12 protein-coding genes are annotated in these 17,932 nt (G+C 45.2%); 4 read left to right on the top strand and 8 right to left on the bottom strand.

What is annotated here, in order from left to right; genetic code table 11:
* The first annotated feature begins 6 nt into the window (after nucleotides 1-6).
* Nucleotides 7-2,568, top strand: coding sequence for a calcium-binding protein (locus QUA80_RS08965; RefSeq protein ID WP_333423357.1), 2,562 nt, complete (start codon nucleotides 7-9; stop codon nucleotides 2,566-2,568).
* 1 nt (nucleotide 2,569) lies between these two features.
* On the opposite strand, the gene QUA80_RS08960 is transcribed toward QUA80_RS08965, so the two are convergent.
* On the bottom strand, nucleotides 2,570-2,767 hold the full coding sequence (locus QUA80_RS08960; protein WP_333423355.1) for a hypothetical protein: 198 nt from the start codon (nucleotides 2,765-2,767) through the stop codon (nucleotides 2,570-2,572).
* Between the two features lie 31 nt (nucleotides 2,768-2,798).
* Here QUA80_RS08960 and QUA80_RS08955 point away from each other — a divergent pair, with 31 nt between their 5' ends.
* Nucleotides 2,799-5,522: a valine--tRNA ligase gene (locus tag QUA80_RS08955; protein ID WP_333423354.1), complete on the top strand. Its 2,724-nt coding sequence runs from the start codon at nucleotides 2,799-2,801 to the stop codon at nucleotides 5,520-5,522.
* Nucleotides 5,523-5,677: 155 nt separating this feature from the next.
* A complete protein-coding gene (locus tag QUA80_RS08950) occupies nucleotides 5,678-6,175 on the top strand; it encodes a hypothetical protein (protein WP_333423352.1) in 498 nt (165 codons plus the stop codon).
* Between the two features lie 142 nt (nucleotides 6,176-6,317).
* On the opposite strand, the gene crtB is transcribed toward QUA80_RS08950, so the two are convergent.
* Nucleotides 6,318-7,247, bottom strand: a complete 930-nt coding sequence (crtB, locus tag QUA80_RS08945) for a 15-cis-phytoene synthase CrtB (protein ID WP_333423350.1) — start codon at nucleotides 7,245-7,247, stop codon at nucleotides 6,318-6,320.
* 92 nt (nucleotides 7,248-7,339) lie between these two features.
* Entirely contained in the window at nucleotides 7,340-8,713 is a 1,374-nt protein-coding gene (gene pds / locus QUA80_RS08940; RefSeq protein WP_333423348.1) for a 15-cis-phytoene desaturase, read from the bottom strand.
* 357 nt (nucleotides 8,714-9,070) lie between these two features.
* On the opposite strand from pds, the gene QUA80_RS08935 reads away from it, so the two are divergent.
* Nucleotides 9,071-9,709, top strand: coding sequence for a restriction endonuclease subunit R (locus QUA80_RS08935; protein ID WP_333423346.1), 639 nt, complete (start codon nucleotides 9,071-9,073; stop codon nucleotides 9,707-9,709).
* Nucleotides 9,710-9,811: 102 nt separating this feature from the next.
* Here QUA80_RS08935 and QUA80_RS08930 read toward each other — a convergent pair whose 3' ends face one another.
* The 5 genes from QUA80_RS08930 to QUA80_RS08910 form a co-directional block, all read right to left on the bottom strand.
* Complete coding sequence (locus QUA80_RS08930; protein ID WP_333423344.1) at nucleotides 9,812-10,441, bottom strand: TraX family protein; 630 nt, start codon at nucleotides 10,439-10,441, stop codon at nucleotides 9,812-9,814.
* A 367-nt stretch (nucleotides 10,442-10,808) separates the two neighbouring features.
* Nucleotides 10,809-10,988, bottom strand: coding sequence for a hypothetical protein (locus QUA80_RS08925; RefSeq protein WP_333423343.1), 180 nt, complete (start codon nucleotides 10,986-10,988; stop codon nucleotides 10,809-10,811).
* On the bottom strand, nucleotides 10,985-12,169 hold the full coding sequence (locus QUA80_RS08920) for a hypothetical protein (protein ID WP_333423341.1): 1,185 nt from the start codon (nucleotides 12,167-12,169) through the stop codon (nucleotides 10,985-10,987). The genes QUA80_RS08925 and QUA80_RS08920 overlap by 4 nt, the downstream gene beginning before the upstream one ends.
* An 86-nt stretch (nucleotides 12,170-12,255) precedes the next feature.
* Nucleotides 12,256-13,344 (bottom strand): SPFH domain-containing protein, encoded by a 1,089-nt coding sequence (locus QUA80_RS08915; RefSeq protein ID WP_333423339.1) that lies wholly within the window; start codon nucleotides 13,342-13,344, stop codon nucleotides 12,256-12,258.
* A gap of 430 nt (nucleotides 13,345-13,774) precedes the next feature.
* Nucleotides 13,775-17,806: an Eco57I restriction-modification methylase domain-containing protein gene (locus tag QUA80_RS08910; RefSeq protein WP_333423337.1), complete on the bottom strand. Its 4,032-nt coding sequence runs from the start codon at nucleotides 17,804-17,806 to the stop codon at nucleotides 13,775-13,777.
* Between the last annotated feature and the right edge of the window lie 126 nt (nucleotides 17,807-17,932).

The raw sequence follows: 17,932 nt of genomic DNA, 5'->3' as shown, positions 1-17,932 counted from the left end.
TTCAAGATGAATATTAATGGAACGTTGGTTGACGATACTCTCAATGGCACTGCCAATGCAGACTCAATATTTGGACAACAAGGCTCTGACTTAGTGTTTGGCCTCAATGGGGATGATTTAATCTATGGCAAGCAAGCAGATGACAAGCTACACGGTAACGAAGGTAATGATACTGTGTACGGTGGCAAAGGCAACGATACTGTGTACGGCGGCAAAGGAGAGGATAAACTCTTTGCTGACTCTGACGATAACTTGCTCTACGGCAACGAAGGCAATGATACCCTTAACGGCGGCAAAGGCAACGATGTTTTGTACGGTGGCAAAGATAATGACAGCTTGTTAGGCAACTTCGGGGATGACATTCTCTATGGAGATAAGGGAGCAGATACCTTAACTGGGGGGAATGGTAATGACACTTTCTTTATCGGTAAGACTACTGGCGGCCCTCAGCTTTTGGATGCGGACTTTATTGTTGACTATACAGACGGTGAGGATGTAATTAAGTTAAACAGCGACCTTGCGTTGGATGACCTCAAAATTTATGTGGGTAAAGGGGTTTATTCTGGCTACACGATTATTCAGGATGAGGTAACAAGGCAATATTTGGCAGTTTTGGAGGGCACGAACAGTATCGCTATTGCTGATTCTAGCGGGGTTAACACTGTGAAGCCGGAGCCTTTGCCAACACCTGCACCGACGCCTGCGACGACTCCGACACCTGCGACGACTCCGACACCTGCACCGACTCCGACACCTGCGACGACTCCGACACCTGTGACGACGCCGACACCTGTGACGACTCCGACGCCTGCGCCGACGCCTGTGACGACTCCGACACCTGTGACGACTCCGACACCTGTGACGACTCCGACGCCTGCGCCGACTCCGACACCGATGACAACGCCGACGCCTGTGACAACGCCGACGCCTGTGACAACGCCGACGCCTGTGACAACGCCGACGCCTGCGCCGACTCCGACACCTGTGACAACTCCGACGCCTGTGACAACGCCGACGCCTGTGACAACGCCGACACCTGCGCCGACTCCGACACCTGTGACGACGCCGACACCTGCGCCGACTCCGACACCTGTGACGACTCCGACGCCTGCGCCGACTCCGACGCCTGTGACGACTCCGACACCTGTGACGACGCCGACACCTGCGACGACTCCGACACCTGTGACGACTCCGACACCTGTGACGACTCCGACGCCTGTGACGACTCCGACGCCTGCACCTGTAAAACCGACAGCGTTTGATGAAAAATTCTACTTGGTCAATAATTATGATGTTGCTAAAGCCGTTTTGACTCGTCAAGTGAAAAGTGCTTTGGAACACTACGAGACTGTGGGTAAAGCTCAAGGTCGGGCTAGCGCTCCTTCCCAGGTAAGCACTTTCAACATTACATTCGACTATCGGTTTGATACTGATGGGTTCTTCAATGACCCCAACCGCAAAGCTACTTTGGAAGCAGCAGCAGACTACTGGGAATCTGTCATCCTAGACGAGTTTCCTAATATTGCCACTGGTACCGAGTTTTGGGTACCAAATCCTCAAACTTCAAAATTGGAAAAGGTCGTTTTAGATAACGAAATCGACGATGTGTTGGTATTTGTCGGGGCTCGACCTATCAGGAATTTCGCCGTTGGAGTAACAAACAGCTCTGGTGCTGGTTATAAAGATGAAACCAGTTTTTCGTATGTTTTGCCCGATCGAGTAAATGGAGTCAATTATGAACCTTATTTAGGAAGTATTTCCTTTGGTTCTGATATTGCATATAGTGTTGACAAAACTCCATATGACTACAGCGATACTCCCAGTGAAAATGGTAATGAGGCTAGCCTTTTTATCACTGCCACCCATGAACTGGCTCATGTACTGGGGTTTATGGGATCACCTATAAATAGTGCCCGAGTTAATGGTACATCTTTTAATGGTGTCAACGCCAAAGCTGTTAATGGAGGCAATCCGATTCCTGTAAGCAGTGCAACAGACATAACTCATTTAAGCAATATTACAACACCATCAGGCGTATCATCTCTGATGGGTAGTGGCGGTGGTGCATTGGCATATATCCCCACAAAAGTTGACTTGGCAATTTTGGCAGATATTGGCTACAAATTTGACGGCTTTACCGTTCAAGATTCAACGCCAACCCTTGCCACTGAGGCAGATGATAAAGTTATTGGTACTGATTCGCCTGATACTCTCAACGGTTTGGGCGGTAACGATCGCATTTACGGTGTCGCTGGCAATGATAGCCTGATTGGAGGTGCTGGCAATGATTCGCTCTATGGTGGTGGAGGTCAGGATACTTTTGTCTTTGGGGCAGCCAATGGTCAAGATCAGATCGGTGATTTTGTAGCGGCTGATGACAAGATACAGTTAGCTGCTAGTCTTGGTTTTAGCAGTGGATCTAATGTTTTAGCAGCACCAGGAAACTTCTTTAATGGCCCAAATTCTTTTACTGGAGAGCTTTTTTCTCGGATCACCCTCAGTCCTGGAAATACAATTCAAATATTCCATAAAGATCCCCTAACTGCCGCGAATTTTATCATCATCTAGTCTAGTCGTCAGACAAGTTTAGAATTAGAGCGATCGCACTTTTTTCCCTCAAGTGCGATCGCTCTTTCTTTGCCTGTAAAAGTAAAATAAGATATTTTTGAAATAGTAAATCCTGCACCAGCTCAACTAAAGTTAAAATCATCAGAGGCGCGATCGGACTCTCCCCTAAATTCTCCTCACCCTCCCCCCTCTGTGGCACAATCTAAATAAGATCAAACTCTCAAGCCACCATGACCGCAAACCTACCCCCGCAATACGACCCCAAAGCCACCGAAACCAAATGGCAAAAATACTGGGAAGACAACCAAACCTTCAAAGCTGACCCCGAAAAAGGTGGCGAACCTTACTGCGTCGTCATCCCGCCGCCCAACGTGACCGGCAGTCTCCACATGGGACACGCTTTTGAAGAGACGCTGATTGATGTCCTCGTCCGCTATCACCGCATGACTGGACGCAATACCCTGTGGTTGCCGGGAACGGATCATGCTAGTATCGCAGTTCAAACTATTCTCGAAAAGCAACTCAAAGCAGAAGGCAAAACTCGCCACGATTTAGGCCGAGAAAAATTCTTGGAACGGGCCTGGGAGTGGAAAGCGGAATCGGGCAATATTATTACTAATCAATTACGCAGTTTGGGCGTGTCTGTCGATTGGTCGCGCGAACGCTTTACGATGGATGAAGGCTTATCCGCTGCGGTTTTAGAAGCTTTTGTCCGCTTGTACGATGAGGGGCTGATTTACCGCGGCAATTACCTGGTGAATTGGTGTCCGGCGAGTCAGTCTGCTGTGTCGGATTTGGAGGTAGACCAGCAGGAAGTTGACGGCCATTTGTGGCATTTCCGCTATCCTTTGACGGACGGTTCTGGTTATTTGGAGGTGGCGACGACTCGGCCGGAAACGATGTTGGGCGATACTGCGGTGGCGGTGAATCCACAGGACGATCGCTACAAGCATCTTATCGGTAAAACTGTGACTTTGCCGATCGTCAATCGCGAAATCCCGATCATTGCTGATGAGTTTGTCGATCCGACTTTCGGAACTGGTTGCGTCAAGGTGACACCCGCCCACGATCCGAATGACTTCGAGATGGGTAAACGTCACAATTTGCCGTTTATTAACATTATGAATAAGGACGGCACTTTAAATGAAAATGCCGGAGTTTTCCAGGGACAAGACCGCTTTGTTGCCCGGAAAAATGTGGTGCAGCGGTTAGAAAATGACGGGGTTTTGGTTAAAATAGAAGATTACAAGCATACAGTTCCCTACAGCGAACGCGGCAAAGTTCCGGTCGAACCGTTGCTATCTACGCAATGGTTTGTGAAGATCGATCCTCTTTCTCAACGCGCTTTAGAAGCATTAGATAAAAGTAACTCACCAGTCTTTGTTCCTGATAGATGGACAAAGGTTTATCGCGATTGGCTGGTGAAGCTGAAGGATTGGTGTATCTCCCGCCAATTGTGGTGGGGACACCAAATCCCGGCTTGGTATGCTGTTAGCGAAACCAAAGGAGAAATTACTGATACAACACCTTTTATAGTTGCGAAAACAGAAGCTGAAGCTAAGGAAAAAGCAACGGCTAAATTTGGTAATGACGTGCAGCTAGCAAGAGATCCAGACGTATTGGATACTTGGTTTTCGTCCGGGTTGTGGCCTTTCTCAACTATGGGATGGCCGGACGAAACTAAAGATTTGGATTTTTACTATCCCACAACTACTTTAGTTACAGGTTTTGATATCATCTTTTTCTGGGTCGCTAGAATGACGATGATGGCCGGACATTTTACGGGAAAGATGCCTTTTGATACTGTTTACATTCACGGTTTGGTGTTGGATGAAAACGGTCAGAAAATGTCTAAGAGTAAAAACAACGGTATCGACCCGCTGCTGTTGATTGGCAAGTACGGTACTGATGCTTTGCGCTACACTTTGGTTAAGGAAGTGGTAGGGGCCGGTCAAAATATTCGCATGGAGTACGATCGCAAAACTGATGAATCGAAATCGGTAGAAGCTTCGCGGAACTTCACGAATAAGTTGTGGAATGCGGCCAGGTTTGTGATGATGAACTTGGAGGGACAGACTCCGCAGCAGTTGGGAAGTCCTTCTGGGGGAGGTGGTTTGGAATTGTGCGATCGCTGGATTCTTTCTCGTTACAATCAAGTTGTGCAAGAAAGCCGCAATTATTTGGAAAATTACGGTTTGGGGGAAGCGGCGAAGGGACTTTATGAGTTTATTTGGGGCGATTTCTGTGACTGGTATATTGAGTTAGTCAAGTCTCGCTTGCAGCAGGATGCTGAACCAAAGTCTAAGAAAGTGGCACAGCAAACTTTTGCTTTTGTGTTGGAAGGGATTTTGAAACTGCTGCATCCTTTTATGCCGCACATTACTGAGGAAATTTGGCACACTCTGACTCAAACAGGTGATGGTGAATGTTTGGCTTTGCAAGCTTATCCTGAAGCGGATATCTCTCTAATCGATCCTGATTTGGAACAGCAGTTTGAGTTGTTGTTCGGTACAATTCGCAATATTCGCAATTTGCGGGCAGATGCTGATATCAAACCCAGTGTGAAGGTGACGGCGATTTTGCAAAGCGAAAGCGAGAAAGAACGCCAAATAATCTCAGATGGAAGTGTTTACATTCAGGATTTGGCAAAAGTCGAACATCTGACAGTTACTGCTAGTTTGGATGCAGATTTGGGACAGACAATTGCTGGGGTTGTCGGTACTGTGCAAGTATTGATTCCTCTGGCTGGGGTGGTCGATTTGGCGGCTTTGCGTGCTAAGTTAGAAAAGAAGTTGAACAAAGTGGAAGCTGAAATTAAGCATACTGCGGCGCGCTTGACTAATCAGAAGTTTGTGGATAAGGCTACTCCGGATGTGGTTCAGGGCGCGAGGGATGCTTTGGCGGAAGCCGAAAAACAGGCGGAGATTTTGCGCGATCGGCTAAAGGTGTTTTAATAGTTGACAGTTAACTGTTGATAGTGGCGGGGGCGGGTTTACGAGATAGTTAGTTTCAGGCAATTATTGTTGGTAAAACCCGCCCCTACGGGTGCACAACTCGTAAAACAAATAACTAATAACTAATAACCAATTACCAATTACTAATTACCCTCATGTTATATTTAGCCCTAGTACAAAATCAGGAAATTTTAGGCGAGATAAGTCTGCAATTGCTGGCTTGCCAAAATTCTGATGATACTTGGGCTCTTCTTAGTGAAGAATGTTTTTTGACATTACCGAAAGATTTTGCTCAAAATCAAATTAACTCTGCAACTAATGTTTTAAATGAAGGGATGCTATTATTAGCAATTGTTGACGAAAATAGCCAGGTTGTGGATATTCAATCAGCTACAGACTGGGTGCTAGAATTAGTTGAGAAGTATTTGACAACAGGCTTTACTCCCGATTTTTTTCAAAAAGAAGCCCAGAAAGCAGAAAATTGGCGGCAATCTCTCACTTTGCAAAGTCAAGAATTGTCTCGCCGCTTGATTGAAGTTGAAGCCCGCCGAGAACAAATTCAAAATTTAGAGATAAAACTCCAGCAGGAAAAGCAATTGTTGAAAAGTTCGATCGACCAATTGAAAATTTCACCCGCTACACCGCCACTTTGACTTAGATCGACACACAACAGGCAGGGACACGGAACTAGCGCATCCCCACAAACCTAATATGCAATTTGCTGGACATCATATAATTTGTAACTTGACAAATACCCCTTACCCGTTGCCGAATCGCCAGCAATACGGGCTGGGACTAAAGCACTTTTGACTTCAGCCAAGCGGCGGGGAGGCACAGCAATTTCTGAGAATTGCTAACATAAGCCCGCTTCTGGAAAACATCGTACTTATTCCGTTCGATCGCATTTAAGATTCTGCTGTACAGCATTGTAGCAGCCCAAACAGTCCAGCGGATATCGGGACTGAGCACTTTAATTCCCGGTTCCGCGCTGGCGTATAATTTGCGAGCTCGCTGAATTTGAAACCGCATCAATTCCCGCCAGCGGTTGTCAATGACACCGTTGAATAAATCTTCTTCGGTGTAGTTAAACAAGGCTAAGTCTTCTAAGGGAATGTAAATGCGGCCGCGGCGGGCGTCTTCTCCGACATCGCGCAGAATATTAGTCAACTGCTTGGCAATACCGAGGGAGACGGCTTCTTCTTTGGGAATTTTATTACCCCAGTGCCAATTCCACTTAGCAGCGGGATTCGACTCGTCTACACCCATGACAGACATCGACATCAGCCCGACTGTACCCGCTACTCGGTAACAGTAAAGATTGAGCTCTTCAAAAGTTTCGTAGCGGCTGCGGTACAAGTCCATTTGCTGGCCCGCAATCATCTCTCGAAACGGCCCAATGTCGATCGGGAAACGAGACAGCGTATCCACCAAAGCTACGTCGTAGTCGTCGTGAGGATGGCCGGCAAACACAGATTCTAGGCGTTTTTCCCACAGATTGAGGGTTTCAGGGGTCGTTGCATCAGAACCGGGCCCGTCTACGAGTTCGTCGGTGCGGCGGCACCAGACGTAAATCGCCCAAATCGCCCGACGCTTCGCTTCGGGCATGAGTTGAGTGCCTAAATAAAAATTTTTGGCATAACTCGCCGTGACTTGGCGGCACAGTTCGTAAGAGTCATCCACAGAAGCCAGAGTTCTCATGCACTGGAGTTTTGACAGTTGCAGCATCCGAGAATAAGAAATTTAAAGATTAGAACTGACATTCCCCCGTTTAGAAAACGGGAGATTCTTTTACGTCTTTATGAAAAATTCTTAATTTTTCATTTGTTATTGGCCGTCGAAATAGCCTGCGCTGTCAGCTTACCAGAAAGCACGGCACCTTCCATACTCGCAAGATAACGCTGCATCGTATAATCCCCCGTTAGATAGAAATTGCTAATGGGAGTTGTTTGTGTGGGACGGCACTGCTGGCGTCCGGGAGTGGCTTTGTAGACGGAACGAGGGGTTTTGACTACGTGATATTTGAGCAGTTTGGCTGGTTCTGGGATTTGATCGGGAAAGAGTTTTTCTAACTCGACCATTGTGGCTGCGACAATATCTTCGTCAGATTTGCCTATCCAGTCTTTGGCCGGTGCTAAAACCAGTTCCAGCATGGATTTGTCTGGGCTGGCATATTCGCGGCAGGTGTTGCTCATGTCGGCGTAGACGCTCAGCAGGGGCGATCGCGAGAACAGCAAGTGATCGATATCAGTTAATTTGCGATCGAACCACAAGTGTACATTAATGACGGGTACTCCCTCCAAGCCTTCGAGCTGTTTGAAATAATCCATTTCGCCCCAAGGTTTCGGCATCATCAACTTCAGCGGGTCAACCGGCATCGCGGAAACGTAAATATCGGCCGTCAGAATTTCTGAATCTGCCCCTTTTACTCCCCGAATCTGGAAGCCGCGCACCGTGTTGTCATCGTTGAGCAAAAACTCTTTGATGGGTGCATTCAGCCGGACTTCGCCACCTCGCTCAGTTATGTAGTCTACCATCGGCTGACACAACCTCTCTGTGGGGGAACCGTCTAAAAAGGCCATTTTCGAGCCGTTTTTCTCTTGCAGGAAGCGGTTGAGGGCTGTCAGCAGTATGGTTGCAGATATTTCGTGGGGGTCGATGAAATTGAGCGCCTTGGACATGGCGATGAATACTTCTTTTTCGACTCTGGGGGGGACGTTTTGCTTTTTCAGCCAGTCGGAAAACGAGTATTTGTCCATTGCTTCGACATATTTTTGACCCTGAAGCATTGCGGGAATCAAACCGATGCCGAAGCGGATTTTTTCGGGCCAGGTGAGCATATCGTTGTTGCCCAGGATGGCTGCGACGCCGTTGAAGGGGGCGGGAAGGTCGGGAAAGTCAAAGCGGGAATAGGTTCCGGGGGTTTCCGGCTGATTGAAAATCATGCTGTGCTGTTTCCATTGCAGCCTGTCTTCAATGTCAAGTTCTTTGAAGAGTTGGAGCATATTCGGGTATGCGCCGAAGAAGATGTGCAGCCCGGTTTCGTACCAGTCGCCGTCTGCATCTTTCCAGGCGGCGACTTTGCCGCCGAGTACGTCTCGACTTTCTAGGACTATGGGGGTGTGGCCCGCGTCGGTGAGATATTTAGCGCAGGAAAGTCCTGCTAAGCCTGCTCCGGCGATCGCAACTCGCATTTGATACTACTTGGCCTCTGTGTTCGCTTCGGTTTAATTATACTTTACAACTCGTTACATTTTTTGGGAAATCTGTAGGGACACGGCTGTGCTTGGAGGTGTCGGCTGAGCCCGAAAGTCCGCCAGGGAATTAATTCCCTGTCTCATAGCGCAAGTCCTCTCAAAGAGGACTAATGAGTTCTTCAGTCCTCTTTGAGAGGACTTTAGCTTTGAGGCAGGGGTTTCAACCCTTGCCGGACTGCGGGTCTGACCTGAAGTGCCCTAGTGCCCTATGCCCTAGGAAACGCAATTAACAGAAATTTAGCAATAATTGCTATCATCAATTATGAGGAAAATTTTAAGAAATTAGTTAAATTTATGGTACAAACAATTCAAGCTAGAAATGTCGCACTGAACGATTTGGAAACCCACTTCAAAATTGAGTGGGTTGAGGATGACCAATTTTTTCGCGAGTGGCAAGATGATTTGCCAGAAATCAGCGATCATGAAAAACAACGATTAGACAGAGTGAAAGCAAGTTACAGGAATTTGCTCAAACATCCGCCGCTGCTCGAAAATACAGTCAAAATGGTGGTGCTGTCTCCGCTTTTGGATTTAGCTGATTTCTATCTGGCTCCTTTTCATGTTACTTCAGAAAAGTCTGTAGAAATTGTTGAGGAAGACGAGGGAGTGATTGTGAGGGGACAGTTGGATGTTTTGGCTTTGTTTCAGGAGTTTTGGGTAGTAGTGATTGAGTCCAAGCAAGCGGCGTTTTCTTTGGAGGTAGGGATTCCGCAGTTACTGGCTTATATGTTAGCTAATCTCAGTGCCGATCGACCTACTTACGGATTGTTAATGAATGGGGCAGATTTTCTATTTGTCAAGTTAGTTAAGCGGGAAAAAGCACAGTACGCTTTTTCTCGGAAGTTTTACCTTTTCAATCCGGGGAATGATTTGTACAGCGTGCTGAGTATTTTGAAGCGCCTCGGTCAGTTGAATGTTGGCAATACAGTTTAGAAAGCGATCGCACTCTTCTGTGAGGGCGATCGCTCAGAGATGCGGTTGTACTTCGTTTAAATAAAAAATCAATAATCAACTAATTAGAATCCCCAGTCTTATTTAGACAATTGTTCGCAGTGCAGCTAGCCCCCCAAGGTGTAGTGGATAAAAATAATAGAAAAATCTTTTTTCTAAAGCCGTTGGTTTTCGATCTTTAGAACTATCGTAGTATGCCATAACTAGCGGCGCGAATATGGCGAAAATTTGAATCCAGCTTTTGCAACTAATTGTATATCCGATATTTGCTATAGTCCAGCCGAACCACCAAAGGCGATCGCCTCCTCCTTGCCACCTAATCATCAATAGCGGGCAAGCCACTGCATACCAGCCGTAACTCACTCCTAAAATTTGAGCAGCTACTAGACCTGTGCTTAAAACTGCAATTTTGCGATCGAAGCGTCGGATGTAGCTCAAAGTTAGTGCTGCTACGGCAAAGCTAAACATGATGTTTAACTGTAAATTGCCAAAAAGTAACATATGAGGTATTTGAGAAAGTACCCCAAATAATATCAGTCGAGTAATTAGAGGATTTTTGTCCCCCGGTCGTTTCCAGTTTTGAGCAAACACCCAGCTAAACAACGGAAAACTGAGGCGGCCGATGATACGCATGGGTTCTGCTTCAAGCATCAATCCGATGTGGTCTATTAGCATTAGAGCAGCGGCCAACCATTTAATTTGATTTTGATTCATACAATTGATTCTCAAATTTTGTTAGTAAAAGTTAGTTGGTTGTGCTAATTCAATAAATATTTAGACATTTTATCCACAATATACTTACCGATTTGGAATTTTTAAGTATGTTTGGTCAATAAAATGCAACCATTTCATGTATTTTTAAATATCGATACTTCGTATTTTATCTATAATTGTGAAATTAGTAGTTGTTTTTTTTGAATTATCAGTACACTTAAATAGACTGTACTCATAATCTATCCTTAAAGCAACACCTAAATTAAATATAACAAGTTATATTTAATTTAGGTGTTTTAAAAAAGATACTTACAAACCCAGTTGTGTACTCCTTAAGGTAGATTTACATTAAATTTATTGATTCGGCTCAAATAATAATTGAGTTAATTTTACTGACATCGATCGCGACTACTACACCGACGACGATGCCTCCACCGCCTCCGGTGACTGCTCCATCCAGAATTACTAGAGTGAAGAGGGAACAGGCGCTGGCGGTAATTTTGTGTTCGGTACAGGTGCGGTTGAGGGAATAGGAACTGGCGGTCATTTTTGGCTCGGTACAGGTAGGGAAGTTGGTTGCGGTTGCGGCTGAGGCAGACCGGGAACACGGATATATTTCCAATTACCACTAAACAATAGGTACATCACACCAGCAAGCAAGACACCGCTAACAACCGCAGCAGTAATTTTCCAAACACTGTAGGGACGTTCCCCTTGAACTTCAGCGGTGCGTGCATTAACCATTACTTGATATCGCTGGTTTTGATAGCGATAGGCGCACAGCCACACAGGTAGCAAAATATGCTTAAAAGTGATAGCATTGTAATTAGTAGAAATGCTGTGAACCTGCTGCTCGTCGCCGCCGATATCTCTACAAACATCGTAGCGAATAGTACCGGTCATGACATTTTTAGCAGATTCAAATCCTTGAGTGAGAGAAACTTGCGATCGCTGCGCTTCAAACCCAGCTAAATAAGATGAATTGTAAGCGCGCAGCGACTCCTTGAGATGCCAAGGTTCTAACGCATCCAGACGCGGGCGATCGACTGAAGTTGTGGCCGGAATCAGAATATCATCAAAAGAGCGATCGACTCTGCCAGAAGCAGGCCACCACCTGGTATGTTGCACTTGGCGAGTTTTAGTTTCAGTTTCGCCCTGCGAGTTTGTTTCCGTATAAGTTTCAGTTACGTAGTAGTGTTCTCCGCGAGAACCCTGATAGTAACTAACCGTATAAGTGTCGTAAGTCCAAAACGGCAAATAAACCCCTTGAATTTTCTCCTGTTGCGCTAGGGATTTCAAAGCAGAGGGAGCAAACCAGCGATTGCTCAACCACTTCTGAATGCTTTCTCTGGCCTGTTTAGCAGTAACTTCAAAAGGGACAATTCCCTCTGGATGCAAACTCGGGCTAGCTTTTTCAGGTTGCGTCACAATTGGCGAAGCACAAAATGGGCATTGGCCCGCTACTTTTGGCGGTTCAAAAGTAACACTTGCTCCGCAATCATTGCATTTTACTTCAAGGGCGGTTGTTGATAAAGCTGTCAGCGTTGTTTCGTCGAATTGTAGATATTGTTCGTAAGAATTTTCCTTTACCTCTTCAGCAGTTTGGGGAATTGCATCTTCCCAGCCGCAGTAAGCACACTTGAGCTTTCCTGCTTCGGGGTTGAACTCTAAATAAGCGCCGCAGCTAGGACAGGGAAAACGTTTAACAGCAGGTTCAGAAGTATTCATAATAGTTTATTGGTGATGTAATTGGTAATTAGTAATGGGGAAAGCAGATCAATTACTAATTACCAATTAACTAAACTTGCAAAATTTTAGGCTGCGGCGGTTGGGGGAGGCGGCGGTACTGTCGCCAACAAAGATGCTAATTCCGGCACTTGCGATGCTAACTTCCAGCCGTCAAAACCCGCACGCCACACCATTACCTGATGTGTCAAACCATTTGGCAGAAGTTGATGCAATTCAAAAGGGCCTGATTGTTGACCGTTGTGGGCAATATACCACTGATTTTGTGTGGGCGGGGGGGGCGGCGGTGGAGTTTGAGATGCTGGCGGCTGCATCATATTTGTCATTTGCTGACCTAGTGCCATTCCCATGCCAAATTCTAATGCTTGATTGCCGCCGCTGGGGTTATTTGCTGATGCTTCTATGGCGTTAGCAGCTTGATATTGGGTATATTGCTGCATATTTCCCAGAAGTCCGATAGAGGCTCGTTTGTCGAGTGCTGCTTCAACTTCTGGAGGCATGGAGATGTTTTCAATTAATAGCTGAGTTAACTCTAACCCGAACTGCTGGATACTTGGCTCTATGGCAACTCGTACCTGTTCGCCCATGTGCGTGTAGTTGGCTGCAAAGTCTAGGAGGGGAACGCGGGAACTGCCAACCCAATTGGCAAAGGCACTGACTATTGTATTGCGGAGTTGATCGGTAATTTCATCTACTTGAAATAGTCCGTCAGTGCTGATTAGTTGTTTTAAGAGTTGTTCGGGATGAGAAACTTTAATGTTGTAGGTTCCAAAAGCCCGCATTCGCACTGGGCCGAGTTCTGGATCGCGGATAATTACAGGGTTAGAGGTTCCCCATCTCAGGTTGGTAAATATTTTGGTGTTAAAAAAGTAGACTTCTGCTTTAAAGGGAGAGTTGAAACCGTAGGGCCAACCTTTTAAGGTGCCCAGAACGGGTAAGTTGCGGGTGTACAGTTCGTACATTCCCGGATCGAAGACATCGGCAACTTTGCCTTCGCTGACAAAGACTGCTATTTGTCCGGGTCGTACAGTTAGTTTAGCACCTTGTTTTATTTCGTTTTGGTGCCGCTCGAATCGATAGGCAATGGTATCGCTGGTATTGTCCAACCATTCGATGATATCGACAAATTCGCCGCGAATCTTGTCAAAGAGTCCCATAGATTTATTTGGGGTTGTTGTTCAATTTTAGCTTCAATAGGAGCGATCGGAGTTCCCGATCGAGAGGCATTATTTAACTGTTAGGTACGGTTGCGGGCTCAGTTGCGATCGCCCTTGGAAGGAAATAGACCAGCCGAGTGCGATCGCCCTTAATTTCCTCTGTCAAAAAATCCGATGGTATTTAGTTCTCACTTATTATAATAAGTAATCTCACAATTGCTTTAATTCGGGTCGATCGCAATTTGACACTGCGTTGGTGGCAGTCATTAAGAAGGCAGAGATGATAGGAGGACACGGCAATGGCATTTTCCTATCCCAAAATAATCAATCTTCCTCGATGAAAGATGTAACCATCCCCCGATTATTTGTAGGGAAACGGCACCGCCGTGCCCTGACTGTGGGTAATATCAATTCCGATGCACTCTGGAATTCATCGCCAGCGATTTTTGCTGTATTCGACAGTTTCCTTAAGGCCGAGTTTAACACTAGAATTATTGCTGCGAATGTAGAAACAGTCTTCTTCTTTTCCGCCCTTATCTTTGAGCTTTACATAAATCGGTTTCGGCGATGGTTGAACGACAACCCGACACAAATCTAAACCGCTGACTTGATGAAACGTGATGTGCCACAGTGCGCCGCTATCTTTGCCAATTTCTGTCAGCAAAAGGTCGTGATTCAGAAATAACATATAACCATCAGGATTTTTCTTTTTCAATGTTTGGTAATCCGTATCCAAACCTAGGGGTGTTCCTGCATCATCTACTCCGATTAACAGAGTCCCTCCACGGGTGTTTAAAAATGCCGCCACAGTTTTGACAATTTCGTGTTCGATGGCCTTGTCTTTTGTGTTTTCTCGGAGATTCCAGCGGGCGGTTGATTTGAATTCTATGATATTGTTTTCGCCTGTGTCGATTAAATTGATGATTTCAGGTTCGCCGGATTTTGGTGCAAAGGTGCGATATGCTGCTAACGCTGCTTGTTTGACGGTTTCTGGGACGATGGGAAAAGTAGTCAGGATATAGGCAAATTCTGCGTCGGTTAATCCGTAAAGGTGGGCGATAATGCCGTCTAATTCGGCTCGCAATTGAGCGCGTTCTGTTTCATCGGTAACGCCTTCTCGGTGGGAGTTTAAGCCGACTTCTTGGGCTAATTCGTCAAATTCTGGGGCGGTGCAGATTAGTTTGGCGGCACGCTGTACGATGTCGGTGAAGTATTTGTCACCTATTCGCGATCGGGGGACAGGAAGTTGGTATATGTAGAACATATTAATGTTTGACGACACTTTTTGACGCAAGGCAAAATCTATACAAAAACTGTTCAAAAAAGCGCTAACGAATAGTGTATGCTGATTGTCTTGAATAGGGGAGGCAATATTGAGAGAATTACCACAAAAAACATTTGTAGGCAGTATTGTACCAATAAGGCTACGAGCATTTGTACTGCTAGCAATGGAACGATAGGCCAAACGGTAACACTGATAATCTAACTTTTGACTATTATCTATACCATTCTTTCCCAACAAAGCCTTTCTCCCTTCCGCTTCATCCACCCAATACCTCGGTTCAGCATATAGGTGAGTAAACTGATGAATCATTTTACCTTCATAAAGTGGCAGTCTCCCTTTCCCTGGTTCTTGCTTGAATAAATGACTGTCATTAGTCATGTGAAATTCGGCAGTTAACCGCAGATTCCATTTCCCCTCAATCTGTTCGCCCAGTAAAGGGAATTGCAGCATTTTCTCAGCAATCCGAATATCTCCCTCATTTTTAAACTCCATCACCGAGAGAGAGTCAGGAGATAAGCGACGAATCAAGTTAACAGAAATCTCAATATATTCATCTTGATTGTTCAGAAAAGTATCGAGTTTGTCCACGCGAATCGCTTCTCGCGGATTGATGCGGAAAGCAGCTTGAAATGACTCTGTATTTTTACCTTTCTCAAAAGTGAGCAAGCAAAACTTGAAGCTGTGATGTACTCCTTCAAAAATAAACCTTTCATTGGACAAACCAAACAGCGCATCAATCTCAGTCTGAACAAATAACATTTCCCGCAGTTGCTTAGTTCCCAAATCAGTATAAACTCCAGAAGGAATGATGATGCCGCACTCGCCATTTGGGCGTAAGAGGTTAAAACATTGCTCTAGAAAAAGCTTGTAGAAGTTAATATCAGTGCCAGATTTTTTGCCGTTGACAATTGAAATCTGATTTTTGTACTGTTCTGCTGAACGGTAGTAAGCGCTAACATGAGGAAATTCACTCAAATATTTTAACCAAGTTTCAGCAATCTCAGGGTTTTGCAGAATTTTATTTTGCTCTTTTTCAAAAGTTTTGATATCCATCTTACTTTTTTTTGCTAGTTCGTTATGCTGGACAAAAAACTCTCTAGCATTTGGCTTAAAAATTTCCCAAGGTGGATTGGTAATAATCGCATCAAATCCACCGCGTTCTAAAATTCTGTCAAAGTGGTATCCCCAGTGAAACGGTTGCAACTCAGCAATATCATCAATAGTTAAAACTCGTTTCTTCGGTTTCCCCGCTAACTGCACTTGTTCGTACTTAATTCCCAGCCGCTTACTAAACTCATCCAACAATAACAAATTTAATTTATCCTGCGACTCTCGATTTAACTGTTCGATGTGACTCCGCAACATCAACAAACGTGATTCTTGAGAACCTGCGGCTTGTTCCCCCGACTCAAAAGCGTGTGTTTTGTACAAATCTACCGATTTATTTTTGTCTGCTAAGATTGCTTTGTAGCTGTTAGCCGCCAAAGTTTGCAGCAGATTTCCTTGCAGCGAATTTCCTACAGAATCAAACCCCGTCTCATCCACTCGAATCAATCCAATTAAGGAATTCCCCGCCATAATGTTAAAATCAATATTCGGCAGCGGTTCCAATTCGCTGACATCGTGCGCCGCCGAAACTAAGGCTAAAAACAAGCGCAATTTAGCGATTTCCACTGCTTCCGGCATGATATCCACGCCGTAGAGGTTATCGCTAATAATCCGTTTTTTGATATAGTAGTTGAGTGATGAATGCTCTTTTTCGATTGTTTTGAGTAAATTATTGAGGTAGTGGTCGGTTAAAAACTTGCTTGTACCAAAGACTTTTGAATAGATGTAAATCAGCGTTTTCATTGCTGCAACTAAAAACGCGCCGGAACCGCAGGCTGGGTCTAATAATGTTAAGTTTGGGAGGATGTCTTCTAGCAAGCGGCGGCAGAGATTTGCGTCGAGATTGGTGAGGAGTTCGGTGATGGTTTCAAAGTGACGGGCAATACCCCCCCGGCCCCCCTTAGTAAGGGGGGAGGAAGAGGGAGATTCCCCCTTAGTAAGGGGGGAGGAAGAGTTGGAGGAGTTAAGGGATTGGTTGACTCTATCGAGAATTAGTTTGTTGATTGTGCGATCGCACAAATATTCAGTAATCTCCGGCCTGGTATAATAAGCACCAAAGGCTTTTTGGTTAATGTATTTCTCAAAGATGTATCCCAAAACCGCCGGATTAATTTCGTTTTCCTTCCCGCCCACCGTATCGTCTAGATTCCAAGAATAGGCGGCAAATAAATTAAATATTTTCTCAAAAGCAGCATCGGGTATGGCGATATTCGGATAATTTTGTTCGATGGGATGTTCGAGAAACAGTCCCCCATTCAAATATTTAACATCGCCGATTAATTCTTTAACGCCTTTCTCCCGCAAATCCAGAGGTTTAGCAAATCCATCAAAAAACAGTGTTTTCAAGAATTGCGAGTAAAATAAATCCGTTCCCCGCTGCTTGCTTTCGGCTAACTTTTCCTGCAAATACAGGATTTTGCCGCTGTCGATAAACCCTTTGCGCTGCAAAAAATAAACAAACATCAAGCGGTTGAGTAAAACCGAAGTATACCAGCGTCTGTCAGTTTCTTTGTCAATGCCGCGAATCACACTTAAAAATTCAACGTGTTGCTGTTTAAACTCTTCAAAAAACTTTTTAGTTACTCGTTCGACATCCAAGCCAGCCTGCAATCTTTGGGCGACATCAATCACCGAAAGCGTTTCTAATTCTTCTAAATCAACTTTTAAAGCTGTCACTTTACTCAGCAGCAAATCGCAAGGTTCCCGTTTCACGTATACATGATCGCGGGGATAAAGTTTTGTACCTTCGCGCTTCACCCAATACCAGAGACATTTGGTGCGATTTTCATCAATAAAAATCAACAGATTTTCGGCGGAAATTTGCACTATTTCGCGATAAATCGTCAGTCTTTCGGCGCTGTTGGGGATATTTCCGCTATCGGCGATAATTTCATATACAACTACTCCTAAAAGTTGGGCGATTGCCTTTCGGGAATAAGTCTCGCCGTCTATTTCTACAGGTACGGTTTTTTGGGATGATGGATTATCCCAACCGAGTTTTTGGACGAACAATTTGTTGAATTCAAAGTCTTGGAGAAGTTCGCGGGATTCTTTAAGTGTTGGCGGCATAGTTATATATGAAGGCAGAAACGGGTGGTCAGAAACCGGGTTGTTGCAGAATACTGGTTGATAGCCTTTAATCTCGGAAAAAACTCGGTTTCTTGGGCGCAGTCGATAAATCAGAAAGACGGTACT

Origin of the sequence: Microcoleus sp. F4-D5, assembly GCF_036704885.1 — a bacterium.
Lineage (GTDB): Bacteria > Cyanobacteriota > Cyanobacteriia > Cyanobacteriales > Microcoleaceae > Microcoleus.
The sequence above is the reverse complement of the archived record's forward strand: the minus strand, read 5'-3'. Positions and strand labels throughout refer to the sequence as shown.